At 71.4% G+C, this 26,237-nt stretch carries 18 protein-coding genes; 7 read left to right on the top strand and 11 right to left on the bottom strand.

Annotated elements, in window-relative coordinates:
• Nucleotides 1-7: 7 nt before the first annotated feature.
• Together hemC and ICC28_RS35010 are read right to left on the bottom strand one after the other, a co-directional pair.
• Nucleotides 8-943, bottom strand: a complete 936-nt coding sequence (gene hemC / locus ICC28_RS35015) for a hydroxymethylbilane synthase (RefSeq protein ID WP_188292843.1) — start codon at nt 941-943, stop codon at nt 8-10.
• Between the two features lie 105 nt (nt 944-1,048).
• Nucleotides 1,049-2,248 carry an MFS transporter gene (locus tag ICC28_RS35010; RefSeq protein WP_188292842.1) on the bottom strand — a complete coding sequence of 400 codons (1,200 nt, stop codon included), beginning with the start codon at nt 2,246-2,248 and terminating at the stop codon, nt 1,049-1,051.
• A 94-nt stretch (nt 2,249-2,342) separates the two neighbouring features.
• Here ICC28_RS35010 and ICC28_RS35005 point away from each other — a divergent pair, with 94 nt between their 5' ends.
• Entirely contained in the window at nt 2,343-3,332 is a 990-nt protein-coding gene (locus tag ICC28_RS35005) for an ArsR/SmtB family transcription factor (RefSeq protein WP_188292841.1), read from the top strand.
• Between the two features lies 1 nt (nt 3,333).
• Here the strand turns inward: ICC28_RS35005 and ICC28_RS35000 are convergent, their stop codons facing one another.
• The 3 genes from ICC28_RS35000 to ICC28_RS34990 form a co-directional block, all read right to left on the bottom strand.
• Entirely contained in the window at nt 3,334-4,356 is a 1,023-nt protein-coding gene (locus ICC28_RS35000) for a questin oxidase family protein (protein ID WP_188292840.1), read from the bottom strand.
• A 96-nt stretch (nt 4,357-4,452) separates the two neighbouring features.
• On the bottom strand, nt 4,453-5,229 hold the full coding sequence (locus ICC28_RS34995) for an NPP1 family protein (protein WP_188292839.1): 777 nt from the start codon (nt 5,227-5,229) through the stop codon (nt 4,453-4,455).
• A gap of 126 nt (nt 5,230-5,355) precedes the next feature.
• Nucleotides 5,356-6,336, bottom strand: a complete 981-nt coding sequence (locus ICC28_RS34990; protein WP_188292838.1) for an ATP-dependent DNA ligase — start codon at nt 6,334-6,336, stop codon at nt 5,356-5,358.
• Nucleotides 6,337-7,104: 768 nt separating this feature from the next.
• On the opposite strand from ICC28_RS34990, the gene ICC28_RS34985 reads away from it, so the two are divergent.
• The 4 genes from ICC28_RS34985 (at nt 7,105) to ICC28_RS34970 (ending at nt 10,769) form a co-directional block, all read left to right on the top strand.
• Nucleotides 7,105-7,485: a DoxX family protein gene (locus ICC28_RS34985; RefSeq protein ID WP_188292837.1), complete on the top strand. Its 381-nt coding sequence runs from the start codon at nt 7,105-7,107 to the stop codon at nt 7,483-7,485.
• Nucleotides 7,482-7,949: a peroxiredoxin gene (locus ICC28_RS34980; protein ID WP_223190313.1), complete on the top strand. Its 468-nt coding sequence runs from the start codon at nt 7,482-7,484 to the stop codon at nt 7,947-7,949. Before ICC28_RS34985 ends, ICC28_RS34980 begins: the two co-directional genes overlap by 4 nt.
• A 616-nt stretch (nt 7,950-8,565) precedes the next feature.
• Complete coding sequence (locus ICC28_RS34975) at nt 8,566-9,582, top strand: M48 family metallopeptidase (RefSeq protein WP_188292836.1); 1,017 nt, start codon at nt 8,566-8,568, stop codon at nt 9,580-9,582.
• Nucleotides 9,583-9,704: 122 nt separating this feature from the next.
• The gene (locus ICC28_RS34970; RefSeq protein WP_188292835.1) at nt 9,705-10,769 is read left to right on the top strand and encodes a LacI family DNA-binding transcriptional regulator; all 1,065 of its coding nucleotides are present in this window, start codon (nt 9,705-9,707) and stop codon (nt 10,767-10,769) included.
• Between the two features lie 245 nt (nt 10,770-11,014).
• On the opposite strand, the gene ICC28_RS34965 is transcribed toward ICC28_RS34970, so the two are convergent.
• Genes ICC28_RS34965 through ICC28_RS34950 form a run of 4 tightly spaced genes read right to left on the bottom strand, consistent with a single transcriptional unit; the run spans nt 11,015 to nt 15,640 of the window.
• Nucleotides 11,015-12,400 (bottom strand): glycoside hydrolase family 32 protein, encoded by a 1,386-nt coding sequence (locus ICC28_RS34965; protein ID WP_188292856.1) that lies wholly within the window; start codon nt 12,398-12,400, stop codon nt 11,015-11,017.
• An 11-nt stretch (nt 12,401-12,411) separates the two neighbouring features.
• On the bottom strand, nt 12,412-13,266 hold the full coding sequence (locus tag ICC28_RS34960; RefSeq protein ID WP_188292834.1) for a carbohydrate ABC transporter permease: 855 nt from the start codon (nt 13,264-13,266) through the stop codon (nt 12,412-12,414).
• A 14-nt stretch (nt 13,267-13,280) separates the two neighbouring features.
• Nucleotides 13,281-14,234: a carbohydrate ABC transporter permease gene (locus ICC28_RS34955; protein ID WP_188292833.1), complete on the bottom strand. Its 954-nt coding sequence runs from the start codon at nt 14,232-14,234 to the stop codon at nt 13,281-13,283.
• Nucleotides 14,231-15,640, bottom strand: coding sequence for an extracellular solute-binding protein (locus ICC28_RS34950; protein WP_188292832.1), 1,410 nt, complete (start codon nt 15,638-15,640; stop codon nt 14,231-14,233). Before ICC28_RS34950 ends, ICC28_RS34955 begins: the two co-directional genes overlap by 4 nt.
• A 445-nt stretch (nt 15,641-16,085) precedes the next feature.
• Here ICC28_RS34950 and ICC28_RS34945 point away from each other — a divergent pair, with 445 nt between their 5' ends.
• Together ICC28_RS34945 and ICC28_RS34940 are read left to right on the top strand one after the other, a co-directional pair.
• A complete protein-coding gene (locus ICC28_RS34945) occupies nt 16,086-18,926 on the top strand; it encodes a carbohydrate-binding protein (protein WP_188292831.1) in 2,841 nt (946 codons plus the stop codon).
• Nucleotides 18,927-18,955: 29 nt separating this feature from the next.
• Nucleotides 18,956-20,665, top strand: a complete 1,710-nt coding sequence (locus ICC28_RS34940) for a ThuA domain-containing protein (RefSeq protein ID WP_188292830.1) — start codon at nt 18,956-18,958, stop codon at nt 20,663-20,665.
• A 115-nt stretch (nt 20,666-20,780) separates the two neighbouring features.
• Here ICC28_RS34940 and ICC28_RS34935 read toward each other — a convergent pair whose 3' ends face one another.
• Both ICC28_RS34935 and ICC28_RS34930 read right to left on the bottom strand, forming a co-directional pair.
• Nucleotides 20,781-22,268 carry an arabinofuranosidase catalytic domain-containing protein gene (locus tag ICC28_RS34935; protein ID WP_188292829.1) on the bottom strand — a complete coding sequence of 496 codons (1,488 nt, stop codon included), beginning with the start codon at nt 22,266-22,268 and terminating at the stop codon, nt 20,781-20,783.
• Between the two features lie 70 nt (nt 22,269-22,338).
• Nucleotides 22,339-25,890: a ThuA domain-containing protein gene (locus ICC28_RS34930; protein WP_188292828.1), complete on the bottom strand. Its 3,552-nt coding sequence runs from the start codon at nt 25,888-25,890 to the stop codon at nt 22,339-22,341.
• Between the last annotated feature and the right edge of the window lie 347 nt (nt 25,891-26,237).

Here is a 26,237-nt window from a genome sequence, read left to right as displayed (position 1 = left end):
CGCCCGCTCAGTGAGGGATGCCGTCGATGACCTCGCGGGCGCCCTGACGCAGCAGGGCCACGGCCACCGACGTGCCCAGCGTGGCCGGGTCGAGCCGGCCGGCCCACTCGTGGGCGTTCAGCCGCGTCTTGCCGTCCGGGGTGAACACGCACGCCCGCAGCGACAGTTCACCACCGTGGTCCACGCGCGCGTACCCGGCGATCGGGCTGTTGCAGTGCCCCTGGAGCACATGCAGGAACATGCGCTCGGCGGTGGCCTCCCGATGCGTGTCCGGGTCGCCGAGGCCGCTGACCGCGTCGATGAGCGCGGTGTCGCCCTCCCGGCACTGCAGGGCGAGGATGCCCGCCCCGATCGGCGGCATCATCGTCTCGGGGGAGAGAACCTCGCTGATCACGTCACGGCGGTCGATGCGCTCCAGGCCGGAGACGGCGAGCAGCAGCGCGTCCGCCTCGCCGGCCGCGAGCTTCGCCAGCCGCCGGTTGGCGTTCCCGCGGAACGGCACGCACTGAAGGTGCGGGTGCGTGGCGGCCAGTTGGGCGACCCGACGCACCGAAGAGGTGCCGACGCGGGTTCCGGCCGGGAGTTCGTCCAGGGTGAGCCCGCCCGGATGGACCAGGGCGTCACGGATGTCGTCCCGCTTGAGGAACGCCGCGAACGTCGTGCCCGCGGGCAGCGGCCGGTCTGCGGGCACGTCCTTGACGCAGTGCACCGCCAGATCCGCCTCGCCCGCCAGCAGGGCGGCGTCCACCTCCTTGGTGAACGCCCCCTTGCCCTCGACCTTCGACAGATCGCCCAGCCACTTGTCCCCGGTCGTCCGCACCGGCACGACCTCGGTGCGCACACCGGGGTGCAGGGCGGCCAACTCGGCGCGGACGCGCTCGACCTGGGCGAGCGCCATGGGGGAGTCGCGGGAGACGATACGGATCAGTTCCGGGACGGACATGCGGCCACGATAGACCTTCGGACCGCGGCATCCGTGCCGTACGGCTCGATTCGCGTCGGTCGTCCGCGGCACCGACACGAGCCGGTCGCGCAGGCCCCGAGCCCTTCAGCGCGCCGCCGAACCGTCCGGGTAGGTGAGCACCGCCAGCGCCCCCACCGTCAGCAGCCCCCCGACGAGGACGGTCCCGCGCACGTCCACCACCGCCAGCAGGGCGCCGCCGAGGAGCGCGCCGAGCCCCACCCCCACGTTGAACGCCACCGAGTTGGCGGCGAGCGCCGACTCCGTGCGGCCGGGGGCCACATGCAGGACCTGGGTCTGCGTCGCCATGAACACCGGAGCGACCGACGCCCCGAGCAGCATCAGCAGCGCGACCGCCGCGACCTTGCCGTCGCCGAGCGCGTACAGGCCCAGCAGGGCGACCGCCTGGGTCGAGACGGGGACGACGAGGGTGGCCCGCGGGTAGCGGTCCAGCAGCGGCCGGTACACCGTGATCCCGGCGAACGCCGCCGCACCGAACGCCAGCAGTACACCGCTCACCGCCTCCTCGCCGAGTCCGCTCACCTCGTCGAGGAAGACGGAGACGTACGTGAACGCGGTGAACACGCCCGTCACCGACAGGGCGGTGGTGGCGAGGACGACGAGGAAGCGGCGCCGGTCGGGCGCGACGCCGTAGGCCGCGTGGCCCTGCGTCGGGCGGGACGTCGGCAGCAGGACGGCGACGGTGACGAGGGACGCCAGTGCGAGCGCGCCGAGCACCGCGAACGGGGTGTGCCAGCCGGTGTGCGCGCCCAGCCAGGTGCCGGCGGGCACCCCGAGCACCGTGGCCAGCGAGCCCCCGATGGACAGCAGGCCCATCACCCGGCCCCGCCGCTCGGGCGGGAACAGGCCCACCGCGACCGGGCCCATCACCGCCCAGTACAGGGCCTGCGCGAGCGCGGTCGCGGTGCGCGCCGCCAGCAGGGGCCCGTACGTGACGGAGTCGAGCGCCGACACCCAGCTCCCCGCGGCGAGCAGGGCGAGCAGCGCGGTGAGCAGGTACCGGCGGGGCACGGACCGGGTGAGGTGGGCGAGCGGCAGGGACACCACCACCACGGTGAGCGCGTAGCCGGTGACCAGTGCGCCCGCCGCCCGGAGCGAGACCCCGAGGTCGTCCGCCATGAGGGGCAGCAGTCCGACAGGGAGGTTCTCGGCGGTGTTGAAGGTGAACGCGGCCAGCATCAGGGCCCCGACGACGGTGGCCCTGCGCCACGCTGCCGGACGCGCGGGGACAGTGCGTTCCTGTACCGGTGATCGTTGGTCGGTCATTGCAGGCAGCCTGCTGGGCCCGGCGGGAGGCTTCTACTCTTTCGTTCCAGGCCGAATCATCCGCCGGTCCGGCCGCGTCGACGAGGGAGGCGCCTTGCCCCTGAGCTTCCACTTGGGCACCGACGACCTGACGCGCTGCCGGTTCGCGATCTCGCCGCTGTGCCAGATCCACGAGGCGCTGCGCTTGCTGCGCCGCCCCGGCCGGCACGGCTACCACCAGGGCTGGCTGCGCCGCGCCCGCCGTACGGTCGCCGGACTCGGCCTCGATCCGCTGCTGATGTTCATCCCGCCGCCCGGCGGCTACACCCCCGACTTCCTCGGCGCGCCCCCGCCGGAGCCGTACCCCTCCTTCGAGGACGAACTGGCACGGATGCGGGCCACCGATCCCGTCCTCGCCCACGCGGAGATGGCCCGCTCGCTCGCCTGCACCCCGGGGCTCGCCGAGTCGCCCCAGGGGCGCGCGGCGCTCGACGACCCCGCCGCCGCCGTGCGGCACCTCGCCGAACTCACCGAACGGGCCTGGCACGCCCTGCTCGCTGCGGACTGGGCCCGCCACCGTGCCGTGCTGGAGGCCGACATCGCCCACCGCTCCCGGCAGGCGGCCGACGGCGGACTCGACGCGCTCCTCACCGACCTGCACCCCGGCATCGGCTGGACCGACCGGACGCTCACGCTGAGCATGTACGGCGAGGTCGCCGAGGCGCAGCGGGCCGACGGACGGGGTGTGCTGCTGATGCCGAGCGTGTTCGTGTGGCCGGACGTGGTCAGCGGGTTCGCCCGGCCCTGGCAGCCCACCGTCATCTACCCGGCCCGCGGGATGGGCCGACTGCACGACACGGGTGTGCCGCGTCCGTCGCAGGGGCTCGCCCGGCTGCTGGGCCACCAGCGCGCCGCCGTCCTCACCGGGCTGACCGCCCCCGCCTCGACCACCGAACTCGCCGCCCGGCACGGCCTGGCCCCGTCCACCGTGTCGGCCCACCTGTCGGTGCTGCGGGAGGCGGGCCTGCTCACCTCGCGGCGCCGGGGCCACTTCGTCCTGTACGGGCGGACCGGCCTCGGCGACGCGGTGGTGAACGGGGGCTGACTCAGGCGACCAGGGGCTCGCTCATCTCGACCGCGCGGACGGCGGCGGCGAGCGCGAGGTCGTCGCCGACGTCCAGGGCGGTGTCGGCCAGCTTGATGACGTGTTCGTCGCCGTGGGCCAGCGCGCGCTCCATGACCTCCCCGGCCGTCAGGCGAGCGGGCGGCTCGTAGGAGACCGGTTCGTCGGGGGCGTACATGGCGGTGACGGCGGCGGACGCGGTCCAGGCCGCGTGCAGGCTGGGCACCCACAGCTCCCGCGGCAGCGAATCCAGCGTCCGCAGCACGGCGTTGGGGGCCGTGGCCGCGTGGACCAGCATGGTCGGCTCACCGTGGCCGTGGGTGGCGTAGCGGTGCGTCGAGGCGCGGACAAGCTCCGCCAGCCGCTGCCGCGCGGTGTCCGGGTCGGTCACCTCCTGCGCCCACAGCGGCAGTTGCCGCACCGCGGCAAGACGGCTGCGGAAGCCCACGTGCCCCTTGCCGATGGGGGGTACGGCGTCCAGGGCCTCGGTGGCGGTCGGCGCGGCGCCCGGCAGTACGGCCAGGTCGGTCAGCGGCTGGTGCCGGGCCGCCCAGTAGCCCAGCCCGTGCGCGAGTTCGGCGAGCCGGGGGGCGTTCTCGGCGGCCTCCAGGGCGCGTACGGCATGGCCGATCCGGATGACGACGTGCGTCGCGCCGCCGTACAGGCCCGGCAGCAGCCGCGGCCACCACTCGGCGAGGACGTCCCGCCAGGGGCGCTCGGCGAGGGAGCGGGCGAAGTGGTCGTTCCAGTCGGTGATCCGGCGCGGATCCCCCAGCGCCGAGGGCCAGTTGTCGTCCGTGACGGGTGCCACGCGGTCGGGCAGCTCGTCCAGCCGGTCCCGGTAGAGGTCCAGCCAGCGGTGCACCGCCCCCGCGTGCCCGTGCGCGGCGAGCGCCTCGACGACCATGGGGGCGTGATTGGTCAGCCAGCCCTCGAACTCCGGGCCGGAGGCGTGCACGCGTTCCAGAGCCTCTTCGAGCTGCCCGCTCGTGTCTGTCGTCTTCATGCCGATCACGGTAGGCAGCGGCCCGCGCCACCGGATCGGGCCCGAGGCGTAGGCGCGCCGCTGCGCGGGTCCTAGTCCCCAGGCCCGACGGCCGGATCAGGCGTACGGGTCGAAGGCGATGTCCGACGGCTTCGCCTTCGCCAGATGGTTGGTGAAGCTGCCGTCCTTCAGGCCGAAGTGGGCGCTGCCGAAGTCGTACGCGGTCAGCTTGTCGCGCACGCCCGCGGGGTAGCCGTTCCAGCCGACCAGCGGCGGGTACTGCCAGGTGCCCTTGTGGTTCTCCGGCGGCTCGTCGTTGGAGTTCGCCAGCCGGAAGCAGTGCGTGCTGACGCCGTCCTTGTGGTAGACGATCTTCGCGTGCGTGCCGTCGAAGCGCACGCGGGAGGCCGCGGAGATCGTGAACGAGCCGTGGTTGGACGTCGAGACGTACTGGACGGCGCCGTTCTGCACCCAGACCACGACGTGCTCCCAGTCGTGCCGGTGCCCGCCGATGCTGCTGCCCGCGAGCGCCTGGTCCTTCTCGAAGTACAGGCCGTACAGGTAGGCGCACCAGCCGTTGTTGCACTTGTAGCGGGAGTAGGTGTTGGTGTTGTCGAGGTCCGAGGCGTCGCGGCAGCTGCCGTTGAGGGCACCGGTGGGCTTGAGGCCGCCGTTGACCGTTCCGTCCGGGCCGATCGCGGGCGTGGAGTAGCAGCCGTCCGTGTCGTAGTCGAAGGCCGGCTGGTACGTGAACTCGGCGGCCTCGGCGTTGGCGGGCAGGGCGGGCGGCGGGGCGGCGAAGGCCACGGAGGGGAAGGCGACGACGAGCGCGGCGGCACCGGCGAGTCCGGTGAGCCATCTCCTGCGGTGCTTCTTGAACGACGGTGACGACACGGGTCCTCCTCGTCGGGCGGCGCCCAACGGCTGTGGGGGAAAGGGAAGTTCAGCTTCCCCACTTTTCATGTCCGCGCCAAGAGGGGGGGAGGCGTCGCTCCGGTAACGGCCGCGCCAACAGTTGGATCAAGGTGGCGGGTCGGGCAGGTCGGCCGCCGAATCCTCCGGCGTGAGGTCGGGCCGCAGTCGCAACCAGGACGGCTGACGCAGCAGCCCGGCCCGCGTACGGGTGCTGAACCGCACCTCGCCGACCAGCCGGGGGAGCACCCAGCGCGCGCCCGGGACCGGCGGCACCGGGTCGAAGGGACACACGCCCGTCTCGGCGGCCCCGAGCAGAACGGCGAGTTCCGCGCGTTCCCGCTCGCTCCATCCGGTGCCCACCCCGCCGACGTACCGCAGCCGCCCGCCGGCGCGCTGGCCGACCAGAACCGCGCCCGGCAGGCCCGTCAGCCGCCCCTTGCCCGGCAGCCAGCCGCCCACCACGACGTCCTCGCTGTGCAGGTTGCGGATCTTGATCCAGGCGCGGGAGCGGACGCCGGGTTCGTACACCGAGTCCAGCCGCTTGCACACCAGCCCTTCCAGACCGTGCTCCCGAGTGGCCCGCAGCGCCTGCTCGCCGTGGCCGAAGAGGGCCGCGGGCGTCGACCAGTACGGACCGTCCAGGCCGAGCCCCGTCAACCGCTCGCGCCGCCGCGTGTAGGGCAGGGAGGTGAGCAGGCGGCCGCCCAGGTGCATCACGTCGAACAGCACCAGCCGGACCGGCGCCCGCGCGGCCCGGCGGGCGGCCCTGGCCGGGGCGTGGGCGAGCCCCATGCGGGACTGCAGCAACTGGAAGTCCGCGCGCCCCTGTTCGTCGAGGGCCAGCACCTCCCCGTCCAGCACGGCGGCCTGGGTGCCGAGCGCGCCGCCCAGGCCGCGCAGCTCAGGATAGGCGGCGGTGACGTCCTCCCCGGAGCGGGCCCGCAGCAGCAGGGTGCCGTCACCGGGGAGGTAGGCCACCACCCGCTGGCCGTCCTGCTTGGTCTCGTACGCCCAGCGCGCGTCCTGCGCGGCGGGCGGAAGGGCGCCGGGCGTGGCGAGCATCGGAGGGATCAGCGGCAGGCTCACGGATGAGTTGTCGACGCCCCGGTCCCGCGCCACGCACCCGAACCCCGCCTTTCGCCTGATCGGCGGCCCGTGCGCCCGGCGGGAGCGCCGTTGCGCAGGCGGGGCCGCGGTCGCGCTGCCGCGGCAGACCACCGGCTGCGTGCCGCAACGGCCGGGGGAGCGCGGGGGCCTCGCCCGCCACGCGCACGGTGCGGCGACTGGAGCAGTCCGGCCACGTCACCCGCGCACCCGACCCCGACGACCGCCGGGTCCGGTGCATCGACGCGACTGAGTCCGGCCTCGATGACCGCCGGGTCCGGTGCATCGACGCGACTGAGTCCGGCCTCGATGACCGCCGGGTCCGGTGCATCGACGCGACCGAGTCCGGCCTCGATGACCGCCGGGTCCGGTGCATCGACGCGACCGAGTCCGGCCTCGATGACCGCCGGGTCCGGTGCATCGACGCGACTGAGTCCGGCCTCGATGACCGCCGGGTCCGGTGCATCGACGCGACCGAGTCCGCCTCCGACGAGGGCCGCGTCCGGTGCATCGACGCGACCGAGTCCGGCCGGGACGCAGGCGCTCCGGGCACACGGTCGGCCCCGGCCGCCTGGTCGCCTGGTCGCCCGACGAACTCCGGCGACCGGCAGGGCCGTTCCCCCGCACGGTCGACGACTTCCTCGCCTGCGCGGCCGACGGGGAGCCGCAGCACCGGCCGACGGCCGACCGGCCGTGCACCTCCGCTCTACCGTCCGGTAACATCGCGCGGCAGACCCCGGAGGAGGAACCGTGCCACGGTCCGAACGCTCACCCCTGCTGCTCGCCGGCCTCCTGGCCACCGCCGGCGTCGCTCACTTCGCCGCCCCGCGCCAGTTCGACGCGATCGTGCCCCGCTCCCTGCCGGGCACCCCCCGGACCTGGACCTACGTCAGTGGGGCCGCCGAACTGGCGCTGGCTGCCGGCATCGCCCTGCCGCGCACCCGGAAGACCGCCGCACGGGCCGCGGCGGCCTTCTTCGTCGGAGTGTTCCCGGCCAACGTGAAGATGGCCGTCGACTACCGGCACCGCCCCGCCCCGGCCAGGGCCGCCGCCCTCGGCAGGCTGCCGCTCCAGGTACCCCTCGTGCTGTGGGCCCGCAGCGTCGCCCGCGGCGGAGAGGCACAGGCATGAGCACCCCCGTGAAGATCGGCGACACGGTCGAGGACTTCGCCCTGCCCGACGAGACCGGAACCACCCGGCGGCTGTCCGAACTGCTCGCTGAAGGACCGGTCGTGCTGTTCTTCTACCCGGCCGCCCTGACCCCCGGCTGCACCGCCCAGGCCTGCCACTTCCGTGACCTGGCCGCCGAGTTCGCCGCCGTGGGCGCCCGGCCCGTCGGCGTCAGCGGCGACCCCGTGGAACGCCAGCAGGAGTTCGCGGGCCGGCACACCCTCGGCATGCCGCTGCTCTCCGACAGCGACGGCACGGTCCGCGAGCGGTTCGGCGTGAAGCGCGGCTTCTCGCTGGCGCCCACCAAGCGGAGCACCTTCGTCATAGACCGGGACCGCACGGTCCTGGAGGTCGTCCGCAGCGAGCTGCGCATGAACACCCACGCCGACCGGGCGCTCGCCGCCCTGCGTACCCGGCAGGGCTGAGACGCTCGGCTCACTGGCGCACGTGGAGTCGAAGTGGCTCAGCGTGCCCTGCCGCACGACGGCGGGCGCGCACTGGTGTGTCAGCGACTCCGCACGCCGATCTCCTGGGCACTGCGGCGGACCCTGACGGGCGGCTCCATCGGCATCCACGTGTGTGCTGCGACATCGCCGGTCCACACGGTCGGCCCACGTGCGTTCCTTGTTCGAACTCCTCCGAATAGGAGTGACGATCACGTGCGAGTGGCGGGGTGACTTCGACAACGCCGCCCTCAACTCGCTGCACGCTGACGGCTTCGGCCACCCGGCCACCCGGCCGCTCGGACCGACTGGCGAGAACGACTTGATCGACTTCGGGATCGGGTCCGGGTGTCAGCGGCAGGCATGAGGTCGGCTTCAAGATTGCTGGTTTCAGGCAATGTGTGAGTCGACGCGTTCCGCCAGAGTCGGTGAATCGGCAGGTGAGTTCGGTACCGGAATCGGGGGAGCAGAGCGGGTGCGCCTGGCAAGAGAGAGTGGGACGACGGGTCCACGAGCGGTCAGTCATGCGTCTCCTCCCGTCCGGGGCCATCGGGTGAAGGCGGCGCTCGCTGTGGCCGTTTCCGCTCTGGTGCACCTCATGACCGGTGGTCTGGCGGCGGGTGGCACACTGTTGATCGTCTTCGGATGGGAAACGATCGTCCAGCCCGTCATGGGGCTCTTCCTGATCTGCCTGGCTGCGACACTGCGACCCCACCGTGACAAGGTGGACGAGGAGCGGCTCCTGCGACGAGCCGACGCACCTCGGTTGTTCGCGCTTCTGGACGAGATCGCGGAGTCCGTCGGCACCCGGGGTTTCGATGCCGTTCAGCTCACCCAGGACTTTGCGATCAGCGCGGTGCCCTTCGGCCTGCGCGGGAGACGGCTCGATATCGGCCTCGCCCTGTGGGAGACGCTCACGCCGCAGCAACGCATCGCCTGTCTGACCCATGAAGTGGGGCGATTCACCACCGGTGACGTGAGGCACAACCTGATGGTGCGCACCGTGCTCCCACTCCTGCACGGTGCCGCTGCGCCGTCCGACCACTCGGGAGCGATGAGGGAACAGGCCCTGGCCGCCTCGCCGGTGAGCCGGCGCGCAGACGAAATGGCCCAGGCCGCCGCTCGCTTCCGGGTGGACAGCGCCCTGTCACGCTGGGGTGCATGGCTTGTCACCTGGCCGCAGAAGCAGATGGCCCGGCTGGTCCAACGCCTTGCCGCGTCTGCGGCCGAGGAGGCCGAGTTCCGCTCGGATGGGCTCGCCGCCCGCGTAGCGTCCACGGAGGCAGCCGTGCAGGCACTGGAGTGCCGTGGCCTGTCCGGTGCCGTAACCGCCGAGTCGCGTCGACTGGCGGTTGAGGCCCGGACGTTCAGCCGGACGAATGCGGCTGAGGGACTGTGGAGGAAGCTCGCCGCCTACGCCGCGAACGTCTCCGGGAGGGAGTCCCCCCACGATGACGTGCGGGCACGGATCGGCATGCTGAGGGAGGCCGCGCAGTACCCGGCCATGGTGACGCTCGACCACGCGACCGCAGGGACGGTGGAGCGGGAGCTGGAACCCGCCAAACGGGCCGTCGCCGAGCGGTTCATCCGAGAGGGCACCGGAACGGTCCACTGACGCGCGCCGCGGGTGCCCCCGCGGGCACAGCACGCCACGCGGCCGGATGCCCCGGCCGCGCCCCGCGCGGCTAGGGTGGGAGTGATCAAGCGGCGGGGCGGGGACGAGGGCGGCGGACGGACATGGGCACAGCCGAGGAGAAGCGGGCGACGGGAACCGGGCGTCCCACGTCGCGGGACGTGGCACGGCTGGCGGGCGTCTCGCACACGGCCGTGTCCTTCGTGTTCAACGGGCGGGCCGAGGGCAACCTCTCGCCCGCCACCCAGGAGCGCATCCGGCAGGCCGCCGCCCAGCTCGGCTACCGCCCCGACCCCGTCGCCCGCGGTCTGCGCCGCCGCCGCACGGCGGTGATCGGCCTGGTCACGGACGAGATCGCCTCGTCCCCCTTCGCCGGCCGGCTGCTGCGCGGGGCCATGGAGACGGCCTGGGGCAGCGACCACCTCGTGGTGACCGTGGATTCCGGGGGCGACCCGGCCAAGGAGGACGCGGCGGTCGCCGAGCTCCTCGACCGCCGCGTGGACGGCATCATCTACGCCGCCATGTCCCTGCGCCGCGTCCGCGTCCCCGAGGGACTGCACCGCACCCACTCCGTCCTGGCCAACTGCCTGCCCGAGGACGACTCCCTGCCCGCCGTCATCCCGGCCGAGCGCGCCGGCGGCCGTACGGCCGCCCGACTCCTCCTCGACCAGGGGCACCACCGGATCGCCCACATCGGAGGCCACGACGACATCGCCTCCGTCGAGCGACTGCGTGGCTTCCGCGACGCACTGCGGGCCGAGGGCGTCACCGTCCCCAAGGAGTGGGTGGTCAGGACCGGCGGCGAAATCTCCGGCGGTTACGAGGGCGCCCTGCGCGTCTTCGCCGACACGCCCGCCGACCGGCGCCCCACCGGCGTCTTCTGCTACAACGACCGTGTCGCCGCTGGCGTCCTGCACGCCTCGGCCCGCCTCGGAATCACCGTTCCCGACGACCTCTCGGTGGTCGGCTACGACGACCAGGAACACATGGCCGAGTTCCTCGCCCCGCCCCTCACCACCATCGCCCTTCCGCACCGAGCCATGGGCGAGACCGCCGCCCGCCTCCTGCTGGACGCCATCGACACGGGCCGCACCCCACCGGCCACGACCCGCCGCCTGGCCTGCGAGGTGGTCAACCGTGCGTCGGTGGGACCGGTTCCCGGCCGGTGACAGAGGGCCGTGCCGGTGCCAAGCGGACCTGGCGCGTTCGACGGCGGTTCGGCAGCGCCCACAGGGGCGCGGGGAACTGCGCGACCGACCACGACGAGCCCGCAGCCGAAGGACGACACTTCACGGCACTCCACGACACTCCACGGCACTCCCAGCGGAGCGCCGGCGTGCCGCCCCGCGACCGAGGCGGCGTCCGGCCGACCCAGGTCGCACGGACGCCGCCCAGCTGGGACCGCGGGGGCGGTTCAGCGCTCCTGGGTCAGCTCCCATCCCGCTACGGCCGCCCCCGCGCCGGTCACCGTCAGCTCGGGCACGTCGTCCGGGCGTCGGTAGACGCGCTCGGTGACCGTGGCCCGGTCGGCGACGTACAGCTCCAGCAGGGAGCCGTCGACGAGGACGCGTATCTCCAGGTGCGGTGCGGCCGGCACGCGAACCTCGACGGGGGCGGAACCTTCCCGCCCCGTGCGGGGCCAGTCGGTGCGGTCGAGGAGGGCGGTGCCCGCTGCGGGGTCCAGCCGGATGGTCAGCTCGGCGCCCGAGGCGGCGCGCAGCAGGCTCACCGAGGTGGGGCCGGCCGCGGTGACGGTCAGGTCGTAGGCCCGGGGGAGGGGCGCGGTGCCGGGGGCGGTCACGAACGGCGAGGACGCGCGCAGCCGTTCCAGCTCCGGGGCAGGGGTGACGCGCAGCGTCCCGTCCGGGTGTACGTCGACCACCCTGGGCGCGGTGAGGACGCCCGCCCAGCCGGCGGCGTCGACCTCGTCCTGCCCGCGCGCCTCCCAGGACCAGCCCCACATGAGGGCGCGGTCCCGCTCCTGGAGCACGGCGGGTGCGTAGCAGTCCCGACCGTGGTCCAGACGGCCGCCCGTCCGTGCCTCGAAGCGCAACCCGCCTTCCCCGTCCGGGACCAGACGGCCCGTCAGATAGCCGGTGGACCACGGGTCGCCGTCCCACAGCGAGACGACGAGGACCCAGTCCCCGCTCGGCGTCACATACATCTGCGGGCACTCCCAGCCCACGGCCCGGTCGCCCAGCACCTCGGCCGCCACGGGGTCGTTGCCGTCCAGCAGCACGCCGGAAAAGCGCCAGTCGGCCAGGTCGTCGCAGTCGTACAGCAGGACCGACGGTGTGCCGTCGGCGTGGCCCGCGCCGACCAGGGCCCGGCGCCGGCCGCCGCTGCGGAAGACGAACGGGTCGCGGAACATCACCACGTCCAGGCCGTCGGGCGGGCCGGACACCACCGGCGTCGGCAGCGGCTTCCACTCCGCGAGCGCCGGGTCGTCGGGGTCGGCGGCCTGCGCCAGGCAGATCGTGCCGAGGCCCGCGTGGCGGCGGTCGATGCCCGTGTACACGGCCGTCGGCACGCCGTCGTCGTCGACCATGCACCCCGACCAGCAGCCCGCCTCGTCCGGGCCGCCCGGGGTCGGGGCGAGCGCGATCGGGTGGTGCTCCCAGTGGGCGAGGTCGGGGCTGGAGACATGGCCCCAGTGGACGTTGGCGTGCACCGGCGCGTCCGGGTTGTGCTGGTAGAACAGGTGGTACCGGCCGCGCCAACGGAAGGGCCCGTTCGGGTCGTTGATCCAGTGGGCGGGCGGACGGACCCGGAAGCGGGGGGCGTTGGGGTCCGGGGACAGCGGGGTGGTGCTCAACGGTTGACTCCTGCGGAGGTGATGCCCTCACGGAGAGGACGTTGGCCGACGACGAACACGGCGACGGCGGGAATCATGGAGAGGACGACACCGGCGAGGACGACCGAGATCGAGCCGGTGCCGAGGTTGCCCTGGAGCGAGACAAGACCCAGCGGCAGCGTGTAGTTCTGCGCGGAGGTCTCCAGGATCAGCGGCCGGAAGAACTCGTTCCAGTGGTAGTTGAAGGCGAGCACGCCGACGATCGCGAGCCCGGGCGCGGCCAGCGGCGCGTACACCGAGCGGAAGGTCCGCCAGGGTCCGCAGCCGTCCAGCATCGCCGCCTCGCCGAGGTCCTTGGGCATGCCGAGGAAGTACTGGCGCATCAGGAAGGTGCCGAAGGCGGTCGGGAAGGCCGGGATGATCAGCCCGAGCAGGGTGTCGGTCAGGCTCATCGACTTCAGCACGAGGAACACCGGCACGATGGTGACCTGCAACGGCACCATCATCGTCGCCAGCACCAGCCCGAACAGCGGCTTCTTGAACCGGAATTCGAGCCGCGCGAAGGCGTACCCGGCGAGCCCCGCGGTGATCATCTGCCCGACCGCGATCAGCGCGGTCACCAGCGTCGAGTTGAGGGCGAGCAGCCACACGTCGAGCTGGTCGAAGACCCCGGAGTACGCCTCGGTGGTCGGGTTCGTCGGGATGATCTTCGGTGGTAGGTCGAAGGACTCCGCCGGGGTGCGCAGCGACGTGGAGACGGTCCAGATGACCGGCCCGAGGGTGAGCAGCGCGCAGACCGTCAGAGCGGCGATCCGCGCCCACGGTGACAGCGAGTGCCGGGCACGGGTCAGGGACAGGGTTGCTTGGCTCAAGGGACTCACCCGGCTCACTGGTAGTGGACGAAACGCCGGCTGAGCCGGAACTGCAGGGCGGTCACCGCCATGATCAGCACGAACAGCAGCACGCCCACGGCGGACGCCTCGCCGAAGCGGAGCTGCTCGAAGGCGCGCTCGTAGATGACCATCACGACCGTGCGGGTGGAGTCCCCGGGCCCGCCGTCGGTGAGGACGTAGGGCTGCTCGAAGACCTGGAGCGCGTTGATGATGCCGACCACGGAGGCGACCAGCAGCGTGGGCGACAGCAGCGGCAGCGTCACGGTGAGGTGCTTGCGCAGGCCCGTCGCCCCGTCCAGCGAGGCCGCCTCGTGGATCTCCTTGGGGATGTTGTTCAGACCGCCGACGAACAGCAGGAACGAGAACCCGAACTGCTGCCAGACATAGACCAGGACGACCGTCGTCATCGCCGCGTTCTCGGAGGTCAGCCAGGGCACGGGAGCGATCCCGACCAGCCCGATCAGCCAGTTCACCACCCCGAAGTCCTGGTTGAACAGGTACTTCATCACCACCGAGATCGACGCGGCGGACAGCACCAGCGGGAAGAAGAACGCCGAGCGGAACACCGAGCGCAGCCACACCGGCATCCGCCCGTTGATCGCCAGCGCCAGCACCAGCGCGACCAGCAGTTGCAGCGCGACGGCGAACACCATGAACACCAGCGTGTTGCGGAAGGAGACCAGCACCGTCGAATCACTGAAGATCTCACGGTAGTTGCCGGTCCCCGCGAAGCGCGGGTCGTCGATCACGTTCCAGTGGAACAGACTGAGGACGACCGAGCCGATGATCGGTACGACGGTGAAGACCACGATGCCGACGATCGTCGGCGTCAGGAACAGCGTCGCCAGCAGCCGGGAGCCGCGGTCGCGCGCCGAGGAGCGCGGGGCGGCCGCGGGGGGTGCCTCCGTCCGCGAAGGCGCGGCCGGTGCCTGGGTGTTCGTCGTCATACGTCACGCTCCATGGCCTTTTCCAGGTCGCGCTGCATCCGGCGCAGCGCGGGACCCACCGCGCGCCGGGAGGCCAGCGCCGTGCCGGTGTGCTTCAGCAGCACCTGTTCGACCTCGGCGACCTGCGGCGGGGCCGGGATCGGCCCGGTGTCGGGGAACTTGTCGAGGGTGTCGTAGAAGACCTGCCAGTGGTTCGGGCCGGTCTCCCGGTAACGGTCCGCGGTGAGCATCGAGCGGCGGGCCGGGGTGGTCTGGTTGGTGGCGAAGAGCGTGTCGAGGGTGTCCTTGCGGGCCGCGTACTTGATGAACTCCCAGGCCTCGTCCTGCTTCTTGGAGGTGCGCAGCAGCGCGTAGCCGGCGGCGCCGTACTGCATGCGCTGGGTGCGCCAGCGGGGGAAGTACTGCACGTCGTAGTCCTGGGAGCGCATGCCGGCCAGGTGCAGGCCGCCCGCCCAGAAGCCGCCCGCGGGGGTGACGCCGACGCGGCCGGTGGAGAACACGCCGACGAGGTTCTGGCCGTTGCCGCCCTCCGGGCGGGAGCACAGGCCCTCCTGGATGAGGGAGGCGAGATAGTCGTAGGCCTCCTCCACGCGGGCGTCGGTGGCCTGCGGTGTGGTCCAGCGGAAGCCGCCGCCGCGGCCGGTCCGGTCGGCGGCCGGGTAGAAGCGGTCCCACAGCCATGCGCCGCCCGGCGCCTTGGACTCGGCCAGCAGGTTGGTGTCGTTGGCGAACAGCCAGGGCACCACGCCGCCCCACAGCCGGTTGGTCCAGAAGTACGGCGTGAACTGCGAGCCGCTGGACCTCTTCATGTCCCGCAGCAGCGCGGTGAAGTCGTCCCGGGTCCAGTCGGCGGCGGGGAAGTCCGCGCCCGCCCGCTTGAGCACCTGGTTGTTCAGGTACATGTCGGCCGCGTTGAACTCCACCGGCAGCTGGTAGAGGCTCCCCTCGTACATCATCGACTCCACCAGCGAGGGATGGACGTCGGCGAAGTACTCGCGCAGCTCCTCGGCGTCCCGCCGCACCCAGTGGTCGAGCGCGACGCCGAGCCGCTGCGCGAACAGCTGGACGCCCTCGGTGGCGACGTAGACCAGGTCGGGGGCGGTGCCCGCGGCGATCTGCGTGAGGATCTTGGCGAAGAAGTCCGGCCAGTCGACGGCCTGCACGGCGTTGATGCGCAGCTTGATGTCGGGGTGGACCTTCTTGAAGCCCTCGGACAGCGTCCGGACGGCCTCGGGGCCGTAGGCGGGGCCGAGGGTGGCGACGACGAGGGAGTCGTCGTCGCGGCCGGGGATGTCGGCTCCGGTGAGCCGGTCCCAGCTAGCGGCGGTGCCGGCCAGGGCGGCGGCTCCCGCCCCGTAGGCGCCGTACCGCAGCAGTGCGCGGCGGGTGACGTGCGAGTCGGTCATCTAACGGGCCTAACTCGTGTTAGATCAGGATTGATGTCCCAGATGATGGGAAGGGTGCCACCGCTGTGTCAAGACGCGTGACGCCTTGACCTTTAACGAGTTAGGTCGCAGGGGCCTGGTCCGTGCGGGCCGTCGCTGCCGGGCGGCGTACCACTGCGCGACTTGCTCCACAACGGAGCAAAAGCCTGGCCGGTCCGGAGAGAAGTGTGGACGCATGGGACCGAAGCCCTCTAGCCTTGTCGGCGTACCGTCACGGTCGTCGATGTGACCCGACAGCGCGGTGGCCATCGACTTCTCCTTTTCCGAGCTGTTGCCCCCGCTCGGCGCAATGGCCCGCTGCAGCACGTCCGGCGGGCCGAAGTGGTGACATCCCGCTACGGCATCGGCGCGGCAGCGCGCGCCCCTGGCCTGGCAGCCGCCTGTTCGGGAAGGGGACGGCATTGTCATGTTCATGAAAATCGGGAGGGCTCCCGCGCGTGGGGCGGCCATCGGTTCGGCACTGCTCCTGGTCGCGACCGCTCTCGTCGCGGTCCTGTCCAGTGCGCCCCCGGCCTCGGCGCACCCGATCAACCCCGCCGACTTCCAGCAGGTCCAACTGGCCCGCGGCGTCGCGGCAGTCGGCGAGCCGATGTCACTGGCCGTCCTCGCCGACCGGTCGGTGCTGCACACCGCTCGCAACGGGACCGTGCGCCGCACGACCGCGAGCGGCACCACCACGGTGATCGGCACCGTCCCCGTCTACACGCACGACGAGGACGGCCTGCAGGGCATCGGCATCGACCCGGGCTTCGCCACCAACCGGCACATCTACCTCTACTACGCCCCACCGCTGTCCACACCGGGCGGCGACGCACCCACCACCGGCACCAACTGGTCGGCGTGGCAGGGGGTCAACCGGCTGTCCCGGTTCACGCTCAACGCCGACTTCACGCTCAACCAGTCCAGCAGAGTGGACATCCTCGACGTGCCCGCCGACCGAGGAATCTGCTGCCACGCCGGCGGGGACATCGACTTCGACGCGGCGGGCAACCTGTACCTGTCCACCGGCGACGACACCAACCCGTTCGAGTCCGCCGGGTACTCACCGCTCGACGAACGGACCAACCGCAACCCGGCCTTCGACGCGCAGCGCACCGCCGCCAACACCAACGACCTGCGCGGCAAGATCCTACGGATCAAGGTGAACGAGAACGGGACGTACTCGATTCCGGCCGGCAACCTGTTCCCGCCCGGCACGGCCAGGACCCGGCCGGAGATCTACGCGATGGGCCTGCGCAACCCGTTCCGGATGAGCGTCGACAAGGCCACCGGCATCGTCTACGTCGGCGACTACGGCCCCGATGCCGGCGCCACCTCGGCGCGCGGGCCGCAGGGCCAGGTCGAGTTCAACCGCATCACGGGCCCGGGCTTCTACGGCTGGCCGTACTGCACCGGCACGAACACCGCCTCCGAGACGTACGCCGAGTGGGACTTCGCCACCAACACGGCGGGCGCCAAGTACAACTGCGCGGGCGGGCCGGCGAACAACTCGTTCCGCAACACCGGCTTGAGCACGCTGCCTCCCGCCAAGGCCGCCTGGATCCGCTACGGCGGCGACGCCGGCAGCCCACCGGCGTTCGGCAGCGGCTCGGAGTCGCCGATGGCGGGCCCGGTGTACCGGTACGACCCCAACCTCAACTCGCCCACGAAGTTCCCGCAGTCCTTCGACGGGCAGTTCTTCGCCACGGAGTTCGGCCGCGGCTGGATCAAGCCGATCCATCTCAACGCCGACGGCTCCCCGGGGACCATCGACAGCTTCCCCTGGAACGGCAAGCAGGTGATCGACTCGGCGTTCGGCCCGGACGGCTCCTACTACGTACTGGACTACGGCTCCGGGTTCTACCAGGGCGACCAGTACTCCGCCCTCTACCGCTTCGACCACGTCGGCGCCGGCAACCGGGCGCCCACGGCGGTGGCCTCCGCCAACCGGACCTCCGGCGCGGCGCCGTTGACCGTGACCTTCTCCTCGGCCGGCTCGTCCGACCCCGAGGGCGGGGCACTGACCTACGCGTGGAACTTCGGTGACGGCACCACCTCCACCGCCGCCAACCCGACGAAGACGTACAACACGAACGGCAGCTACACCGCCAGGCTGACCGTGCGCGACCCGGAGGGTGCCACCGGCACCGCCGACGTAGGGATCACCGTCGGCAACACCGCCCCGACCGTGACCATCAACAGCCCCGCCGCGGGGGAGATCTTCGCCTTCGGCGACACCGTGCCGTACAGCCTCACCGTCACGGACCCGGAGGACGGCACGGTCGACTGCGCCAAGGTCAAGCTGACGTACATCGTCGGCCACGACAGCCACGGCCATCCGATCACCTCGAAGACCGGCTGCTCCGGCACAATCACCATCCCGGTCGACGGTGAGCACGACGACGCGGCGAACATCTTCGGTGTCTTCGACGCCGAGTACACCGACAACGGCGGGCTCACCACGCACACCCAGCACATCCTGCAGCCCAAGCACCGGCAGGCCGAGCACTACAAGACCTCGTCCGGCATCACCACCTACGACAAGTCGACCGCCGAGGGCGGCAAGTCCGTCGGTGACATCCACAACGGCGACTGGATCGCCTTCGAGCCGTACAGGCTGAGCAACGCCACGTCGTTCAGCGCCCGGGTCGCGTCGGCCGGCGCGGGCGGCACGTTGCAGGTCCGGGCCGGCTCGCCGACCGGCACCGTCCTCGGCTCCGCCACCGTCCCGGTCACCGGATCGTGGACGACCTTCACCACCGTCACCGGCTCGATCTCCGGCGCGCCGGCCGGCACCACCACGCTCTACCTGACCTTCGCCGGCGGCTCCGGATTCCTCTTCGACATCGACGCGTTCACCTTCGAGACCGGCGGGGGCCCGGCGCCCGGTACGGGTCCGGTCGTGGGGCTCGCGGGGAAGTGTCTGGATGTCCGCGACGGCAGTTCGGCGGACGGGACGGCGGTGCAGCTCTCGTCGTGCACGGGCGCGGCGGGGCAGCGGTGGACGGTGGCGCCGGGGTCGACGGTCAAGGCGTTGGGCAAGTGCCTGGACGTGAGCGGCAACAGTACGGCGGACGGGGCGCGGGTGCAGTTGTGGTCCTGCAACGGTGGCGCCAACCAGAACTGGCAGGCGGCCTCGGACGGGTCGTTGCGCAACCCGCAGTCGGGCAAGTGCCTGGACGTGTCGGGCGCCAGTTCCGCCGACGGGAGCCTCGTACACCTGTGGACCTGCCACGGCGGAGCCAACCAGAAATGGACCCTCCCCTGATTTCTGTCACCAAGAAGGGAGCGACGGACATGCGCAGACGACCCCGAATGCTGTTCGGCGGGGCGGTCACGGCACTCGCCGCCATGGCCCTCCTCGCGCAGCCCACACCTGTCAGTGCCGCGGACGCGGCCTACGACGTCCTCGTGTTCTCCAAGACGGCCGGTTTCCGGCACGATTCGATCCCGGCAGGAATCCAGGCCGTCCGTGACCTCGGAGCGGCGAACAACTTCACGGTGACGGCCACGGAGGACAGCAACCACTTCACCACCGCCAACCTGAGCCGCTACGAGGCGGTGATCTTCCTCAACACCACCGGCGACGTCCTGAACGACACCCAGCAGTCGGCGTTCCAGTCGTACATCGGCTCCGGCGGCGGCTACGTCGGCGTCCACTCGGCCGCGGACACGGAGTACAACTGGCCGTTCTACGGCGAGCTGGTCGGCGCCTACTTCGCCTCGCACCCCGCGATCCAGCAGGCCAACATCAAGGTGGAGGGACGGGCGCACGCGGCGACCGCCCACCTGCCGCAGACCTGGACCCGCACCGACGAGTGGTACAACTTCCGGACCAATCCCCGCACCACCGCACGCGTGCTCACCACGCTGGACGAGTCGTCGTACTCGGGCGGCTCGATGGGCGCCGACCACCCGCACACCTGGTGCAAGACCCACGCGGGGGGCCGCTCCTTCTACACCGGCGGCGGGCACAGCCAGGCCTCGTACGCGGAGCCGGCGTTCCGGGCACACCTGCTCGGCGGCATCCGGTACGCGGCAGGCCGGACCAAGGCCGACTGCCGCCCCGAGACCGGCTACACGACCCTCTACAACGGCTCGACCACCGGCTGGTCGCAGGCCGGCCCCGGTGGCTTCACCAACGCCGACGCCACCCTCACCTCGTACGGCGGCCTGGGCATGCTCTGGTACAGCGCCCGGCAGTTCACCAACTACTCGCTGAAGCTGGACTGGAAGATGCCCGGCGACGACAACTCCGGTGTGATCGTCGGCTTCCCGCCGTCGAGCGACCCGCAGTCGGCACTGGACAAGGGCTACGAGGTCCAGATCGACGCCACCGACGCGCCCGACCGCACGACGGGCTCGATCTACGCCGTCAAGGCCCCGGACACGGCTGCCCGGGACGCGGCACTCAACCCACCGGGCGAGTGGAACACCTTCGAGTTGCTGGTGGAGGGCCAGCGGCTCCAGGTCTGGCTCAATGGCGTGAAGATCAATGACTTCACCGACACCGACCCCGCCCGCTCGCTCGCCGGCCACGTCGGCATCCAGAACCACGGCACGGGGGACGACGTGTCCTTCCGCAACATCCGGATCAAGGAACTGGGCGGCCCGTCACCCACACCCGGCGTCGGTCCGGTCGTGGGGCTCGCGGGCAAGTGTCTGGATGTGCGCAACGGCAGTTCGGCGGACGGGACGGCGGTGCAGCTCTCGTCGTGCACGGGCGCGGCGGGGCAGCGGTGGACGGTGGCGCCGGGGTCGACGGTCAAGGCGTTGGGCAAGTGCCTGGACGTGAGCGGCAACAGCACGGCGGACGGGGCGCGGGTGCAGTTGTGGTCCTGCAACGGTGGCGCCAACCAGAACTGGCAGGCGGCCTCGGACGGGTCGTTGCGCAACCCGCAGTCGGGCAAGTGCCTGGACGTGTCGGGCGCCAGTTCCGCCGACGGGAGCCTCGTACACCTGTGGACCTGCTACGGCGGCGCCAACCAGAAATGGACCCTCCCCTGAGCTGACGCGGCACGCCGGAAGGGCCACTGCCCACTGTTGGGCGGTGGCCCTTCCAGGTTCTCGGGCCGGGTGCGGCCGACGTCAGGCGGTGCCGCGTCCCGGTGCGGGCGGCGACTCAGCGGTAGCCGGCGGCGACGATGTTGGCGTGTACCGCGTTCTCGGTCGCGTCGGAGGGGTATCCGGACACCATCGCGCCCTCGTAGAAGGTGCCGGCGCTGAGGTTCGCGCCGCCGCCGGGCTTGCAGCAGTCACCACCGCTGCCGAGGATGATGGCGCCCTGCTTCTTCATGGGGCTGTAGCCGGGCGGAAGGGCGCCGTCCCAGAGCGTGGTCAGGTTTCCGGTCTGGGCGTTGCCGCCCTTGAGCGCGAAACGGCTCGTCCCGTTGTTCTTCAGCATCGCCGTCACGAACTTGCTGGTGAAGGCCCGCTGGTTCGGGTTCCAGGTCTGACTGCCGCCGGAGTAGAGCCCCCATTCGAGGTCGGCCTGGACCCATGGGCCCCGGCCGGCGCACCCGCCGAACCAGCACTGGGTGCTGAAGTTGATCGCGTCCATCGCCCCGGCCGCGTCGGCCGCCCGGGTCGTCTCACTGTTGCCGTAGTCGAAGCAGCAGCCGCTGTTGACATGGGTGCCGCTGGTCACCATGTACATGCCTTCGGGGGCGCTGCCGGTCGGCACGCCGGTCAGGTGGCCGTCCCGCCAGTAGCTGTTGCCGGGGTTGATGTAGAGCGAGTACGCCTTGCTGCCGCCGACCGCCAGGGACTCGGACGTCGCGATCGCCGGGCGGCTCTGGCTGGAGCCGGGAACCACACTCGATCCCTGGTACCACAGGTCGTTCCCGCGGCCGGACTGGTCGTAGATGACCGTGATGACACAGGTGGTCCCCGCACAGAAGGAGTCCTGCGTCGTCGCGTCGGCGGTGCCCCCCGCGCTCAGGACGCCGATGTTCCGCGTGGCGCTGTCGGACGAGCGCCGGACCTGGTAGAGGTTGCCGCCGTAGGTGCCGTAGAGCGCTCGTACGGTGCTGTGGGCGGCGATGCAGGGGGTGCCGCCCGAGGCGTAGATGTCGCACGTGCCCGCGCCGCCCGGCACCGGCGGGTCCGGCGGCGGGGTCGGCGAGTCCCACTGCTGGTTGGTGCCGCCGTTGCAGGACCACAGGATGATCCTGGTGCCGTTGGCGGTGCCTGCGGCGTTGGCGTCGAGGCACAGTCCGGACTGGACGCCGGTGACGGTGCCGTTGGGGTTGACGTTCCACTGCTGGTTGTCCTGGCCGTTGCAGTCCCAGACGATGACGGCGGTGCCGTTGGTGGTGCCGCGTCCGTTGGCGTCGAGGCACTTGTTGCCGGGGAGGGTCAGCTGCTTGCCGGCGGTGTGGGTCCAGGTCTGGCCGGATGCGCCGGTGCAGTCCTGGAGCTGGGTCTGGGTGCCGTTGGCGGTGCTCGGCGCGGTCAGGCAGCGGCCGGACTGCGTGCCCACGAGGGGAGCGCTCTGCCCGGGCTCGATCGGTGCCGCCACCGCGGTGGCGCCGACGGCCACCAGCACCAGGGCGGTGCCCAACGCGGACAGCCGCCCGTGGCGGCGGGGCCGGGGTATGCGAAACACCATGGCTCTTCCTCACCTGTTCGCAGGGAGGGGTGCCCGGCGCGACGCGCGCCGGGCACCCCGTCCGGACGGGCTAGACGGCGGTGAACCGCCACTGTTGGTTGGTGCCGCTGTGGCAGCTCCACTGCAGGAGCCGTGCGCCGTCGGCCGTCGAGCCGCCGTTGACGTCGACGCACAGTCCACTGGGCAGGCTTTTCACCGTGTACACGCCCACCGTGCCGGTCGGTGTGACGACGAACTTCTGCGCGTTGCCGTTGTCGCACGTGGACTGTTGCAGGAACGCGCCCTGGGCGGTGGAGCCGCCCGTGACGGCGAGGCACTTGTCGCTGTGCACCGCCTTCAGCTGGACGGCACCGCCACCGGCGTCGACGGCCCGCCACTTCTGGTTGTCGCCGCCGGTGCCCGCCCACTGGACGATCTGGGCGCCGTCAGCGGTCGAGGCGCCGTTGACGTCCATGAACTTGCCGCTGTGCTGGGCCGCGACCGTCCAGGTCCGACCGGCCACGCCGCCCCCGCCGCTGCCCGGTTCGCCGACCCCGCTCCCGCCGAAGGTCAGCGAGTCGAGGTCGAACCAGTTGTTCGACGTGCCCTTGAACACCAGGTAGAGCTTGTGCGAGCCGGCGAGATCGGCGGTGTTCACGGCCGGCGTGGACTGGTAGGTGTTCCAGCCGCCGGTGCTCGGCACCGGTGTGGTGGCCAGGAGGGTGCCGGTCGGGGAGTCGGCGCGCAGCTCGATCGATCCGCCGCCGCTCGGCGACGACAGGCGGTACCGCACGCTCGTGATGCCCGACAGGCTCATCGGGTCGAAGGCGATCCAGTCGTTGTCGGAGATGTCGCCGACCCGCTTGCCGCTCTCCGCGCCGGCCTGCTCGACGATCCGCACACCCGACTGGTCCGTGAAGAACTCCGCCTGCTTGTGCTTCGGTTGGAGAATCGCGTGGGCGTACCCGGTGAGCGGGGCCGCGCCACCGGGCCCGCCGTCGTCGGTGTAGCGGGCGTTGAGGACGTAGTACAGGTTGGCGCCGTCGGGGTGCCCGCCGAGCAACGTCGTGTCGATGGTGCCCGAGCACCCCGGGTAGTCCGTGGTCTCGTGCTGGTGGTCGTCGTGGCCGAGGGCGGGGTTGACGAACACCTTGGTGCAGTCGACGGGCGCGCCCCCGGGGTCCGAGACGGACACCCGGTACGGGACACGGTCGCCGAAGTCCACCATGCCGCCGTCGGGCGGCAGCGTGACGGTGACGACCGGTGCGGTGTTGCCCACGGTGATCGGCACGTTGGCGAAGGCCGTCTTGCCGGTGTTGTCGGTGACCTTCAACTGGGCGGTGTAGTTGCCGTTGTCGGTATAGGTGTGGGACGGGTTGGCCGCCGTGGACGTGGCGCCGTCGCCGAAGGTCCAGTGGAAGCTGAGCGTGCTGCCCGGATCGGGGTCCGTGGATCCCGCGCTGCTGAACCGCACGGTCAACGGAGCGTTCCCGTTGGTGGGCGTGCCGGTGGCCTTCGCGATCGGCGACCGGCCGCCCTGGTTGTAGTCGATGCGGTAGAGCCCCGAGTCGTTGTTGCCGCCGAAGAAGTTGGTGCCCCACTCGAGCAGGTACAGCGAGCCGTCGGGCCCGAACTCCATGTCCATCGGCTTGAGGAACTTGGCGGCGGGCATGAAGGGGTTGGTCCGGGTGACCGCGGTCGCGGAGTCGAAGTGGACCTCCTTGACGGTGTGGCGTGACCACTCGTAGAAGAAGTGCACCCCGTCGTAGTAGGGCGGGAACTTCGTCTCGGACGGGTTCGCGGCGTCGTAGCGGTAGACCGGTCCGCCCATCGGCGCCGAGCCGCCGGAGCCGAGTTCGGGGAAGTCCGGTGAGACGCCGTAGCCGTACCACATGTTCGGCGCGACGATCGGCTTGAGGTTGGTCAGGCCGGTGTTGTTCGGCGAGTTGTTGACCGGCGCGTTGCAGTTGAACTTGGGGCCGACGACGCGGGTGTCCGGGTTGTAGGGCGCGTAGGCCTGGTTGTCGCCGTGGCAGAACGGCCAGCCGTAGTTGCCCGGCGTCTTGATGACATTGAGTTCGACGAGGCCTTCGGGACCGCGATTGGTCGTGGGCGGATTGCGGTCCGGGCCGTAGTCGGCGAGGTAGACCCACCCGTTGGCCGGGTCGATCGAGAAGCGGAACGGGTTGCGGAAGCCCATCGCGTAGATCTCCGGCCGGGTCTGCGCCGTGCCCTGCGGGTAGAGGTTGCCGGAGGGGATGGTGTAGCCGCCGCCGGCCGACGGCCGGATGCGCAGCAGCTTGCCCCGCAGGTCGTTGGTGTTGCCGGCGGTGCGTGCGGCGTCGAGGTTGGCCTTGCCCGGCCGCCAGTCCAGCGGGGCGTAGCCCTGCCAGTTGGAGTCGAGGTTCGGCGGGACGTCGTCCCCGGTGCCGATGTACAGGTTCTTGTCGGGGCCGAACTCGATGTACCCGCCCGTGTGTCCGGGCTCGGGGAACGTGCGGTCCCGGGTCGCGGGGATGTCGATGACCGTCACCTGGCTCGACATGTTCAGGGTGTCGCCGGTGAGCGTGAACCGGGAGACCCGGTTGATGTCGTTCGGGACGCCGGCCGGGGAGTGGTACAGGTACACGTGGCCGTTGTCGGCGAAGTCCGGGTCGAGCGCCAGTCCGGTGAGGCCGTCCTCGCCGCCGGTGTACACATTGAGCGTGCCGGCCGTCACGGTGCTGTTCGTGGTCGGCTTGAAGATCTTCACCTGCCCGCCCCGCTGGACGTAGAGCACCCGCCCGTCCGGGGCGACCGCGAGGGCCATCGGGTCCGCGGTGTTGTCGTCGAGGGTGCGCTTCTCGAAGTTGCTCCACACGGTGCCGCCGCAGTCGCCGGGCTCGTTGCCGGCCGCCCACTTGACGCCCCCGAGGACGTGGTTGCGGAAGTGGGTCTCGCTGTAGGCCGCGCTGGTGTGCCCCATGCCGGTGGCCCACACCCGGCCGCCGCCGGTGTTGCGGCACCAGGAGATGGGGTGGTCCGGACCCATGGCGCGGGGGCCCGGGTTGTACGTGCGCTCGTCCGCGGTGACCAGGACATGGACGTCGCCGCGGGGGTTGCGGTCGAAGTTGTACCACTCCTCGCTGCGGTTCCAACGGTCCGGCAGGCCGGCCGTCGACGGGTGCTTCTTGTCCGCGACGACGGCGGTGCCGGCCAGCACGCCGGGGGAGTGCTCCGGCATGTGTGCGCCGCCGTTGATGGTCTGGTCCCACCACGGGTACTCGTTCTCGATGCCCATGTCCGTGGCGTTGTGGATCGCGACGATGCCCTTGCCACTGGCGAGGTAGCCCTCCACCGCCTGGCGTTGGGCCGCCGTGCTCCACACCATTCCCGAGGTCTGGAACATGATGAGCACGTCGAAGCCGGCGAGGTTCGCCTGGGTGAAAACGCTGGAGTCCTCGCTGTGGACCAACTCGAAGTTGTGGGCCGCCGCCTGCTCCCGGAACATCGTGAGGCCGGCCGGGATCGAATCGTGCCGATAGCCCACGGTCTTCGTGAAGACCAGGGCTCTGAAGGTCGGCGCCGCTGACGCCGGTTGGGCGACGACGAGCGACAGGAGCACGCTCGCGATCACCCCGAGGACAAAAATGATGCGACGCATGCCGTCTCCCATTTCGGCGGAGCAACGATGGCATGACCACGGGCATGCGCCGGCCGCACCTGCGATGCGTCAGAGTGTCCGAGCGCGTCGTAGGCACACATGTGCCGTCAGCTCGTCGTCCGTCCGCCGTGACGGACAGTCAAGTCCCTACGGAAGCAAGGGATGCACACCAGAAGTGGCCGTCTCCCGTGGTCTGCGGGTCAGCATGCAGCGGGGTGTCGCAACAGTCAATATGAATCGGGTGCGGCCGATTCCATAACAGATTTTGCGCACCAATCCCGGTCGGTTCGGCGTGCGACTGTCGGCGGAGTGATTCCATAACGAATTTTGGGCATCGGTTTTCGTGG

Origin of the sequence: Streptomyces sp. TRM68416 (assembly GCF_014596915.1) — a bacterium.
Lineage (GTDB): Bacteria > Actinomycetota > Actinomycetes > Streptomycetales > Streptomycetaceae > Streptomyces.
The sequence above is the reverse complement of the archived record's forward strand: the minus strand, read 5'-3'. Positions and strand labels throughout refer to the sequence as shown.

Excerpts from the sequence above, each read along its gene's own strand:
- hemC (WP_188292843.1), bottom strand. The coding sequence starts at position 943 with ATGTCCGTCCCGGAACTGATCCGTATCGTCTCCCGCGACTCCCCCATG.
- ICC28_RS35010 (WP_188292842.1), bottom strand. The coding sequence starts at position 2,248 with ATGACCGACCAACGATCACCGGTACAGGAACGCACTGTCCCCGCGCGT.
- ICC28_RS35000 (WP_188292840.1), bottom strand. The coding sequence starts at position 4,356 with ATGAAGACGACAGACACGAGCGGGCAGCTCGAAGAGGCTCTGGAACGC.
- ICC28_RS34980 (WP_223190313.1), top strand. The coding sequence starts at position 7,482 with ATGAGCACCCCCGTGAAGATCGGCGACACGGTCGAGGACTTCGCCCTG.
- ICC28_RS34975 (WP_188292836.1), top strand. The coding sequence starts at position 8,566 with ATGACCGGTGGTCTGGCGGCGGGTGGCACACTGTTGATCGTCTTCGGA.
- ICC28_RS34970 (WP_188292835.1), top strand. The coding sequence starts at position 9,705 with ATGGGCACAGCCGAGGAGAAGCGGGCGACGGGAACCGGGCGTCCCACG.
- ICC28_RS34955 (WP_188292833.1), bottom strand. The coding sequence starts at position 14,234 with ATGACGACGAACACCCAGGCACCGGCCGCGCCTTCGCGGACGGAGGCA.
- ICC28_RS34950 (WP_188292832.1), bottom strand. The coding sequence starts at position 15,640 with ATGACCGACTCGCACGTCACCCGCCGCGCACTGCTGCGGTACGGCGCC.
- ICC28_RS34945 (WP_188292831.1), top strand. The coding sequence starts at position 16,086 with ATGTTCATGAAAATCGGGAGGGCTCCCGCGCGTGGGGCGGCCATCGGT.
- ICC28_RS34940 (WP_188292830.1), top strand. The coding sequence starts at position 18,956 with ATGCGCAGACGACCCCGAATGCTGTTCGGCGGGGCGGTCACGGCACTC.
- ICC28_RS34935 (WP_188292829.1), bottom strand. The coding sequence starts at position 22,268 with ATGGTGTTTCGCATACCCCGGCCCCGCCGCCACGGGCGGCTGTCCGCG.
- ICC28_RS34930 (WP_188292828.1), bottom strand. The coding sequence starts at position 25,890 with ATGCGTCGCATCATTTTTGTCCTCGGGGTGATCGCGAGCGTGCTCCTG.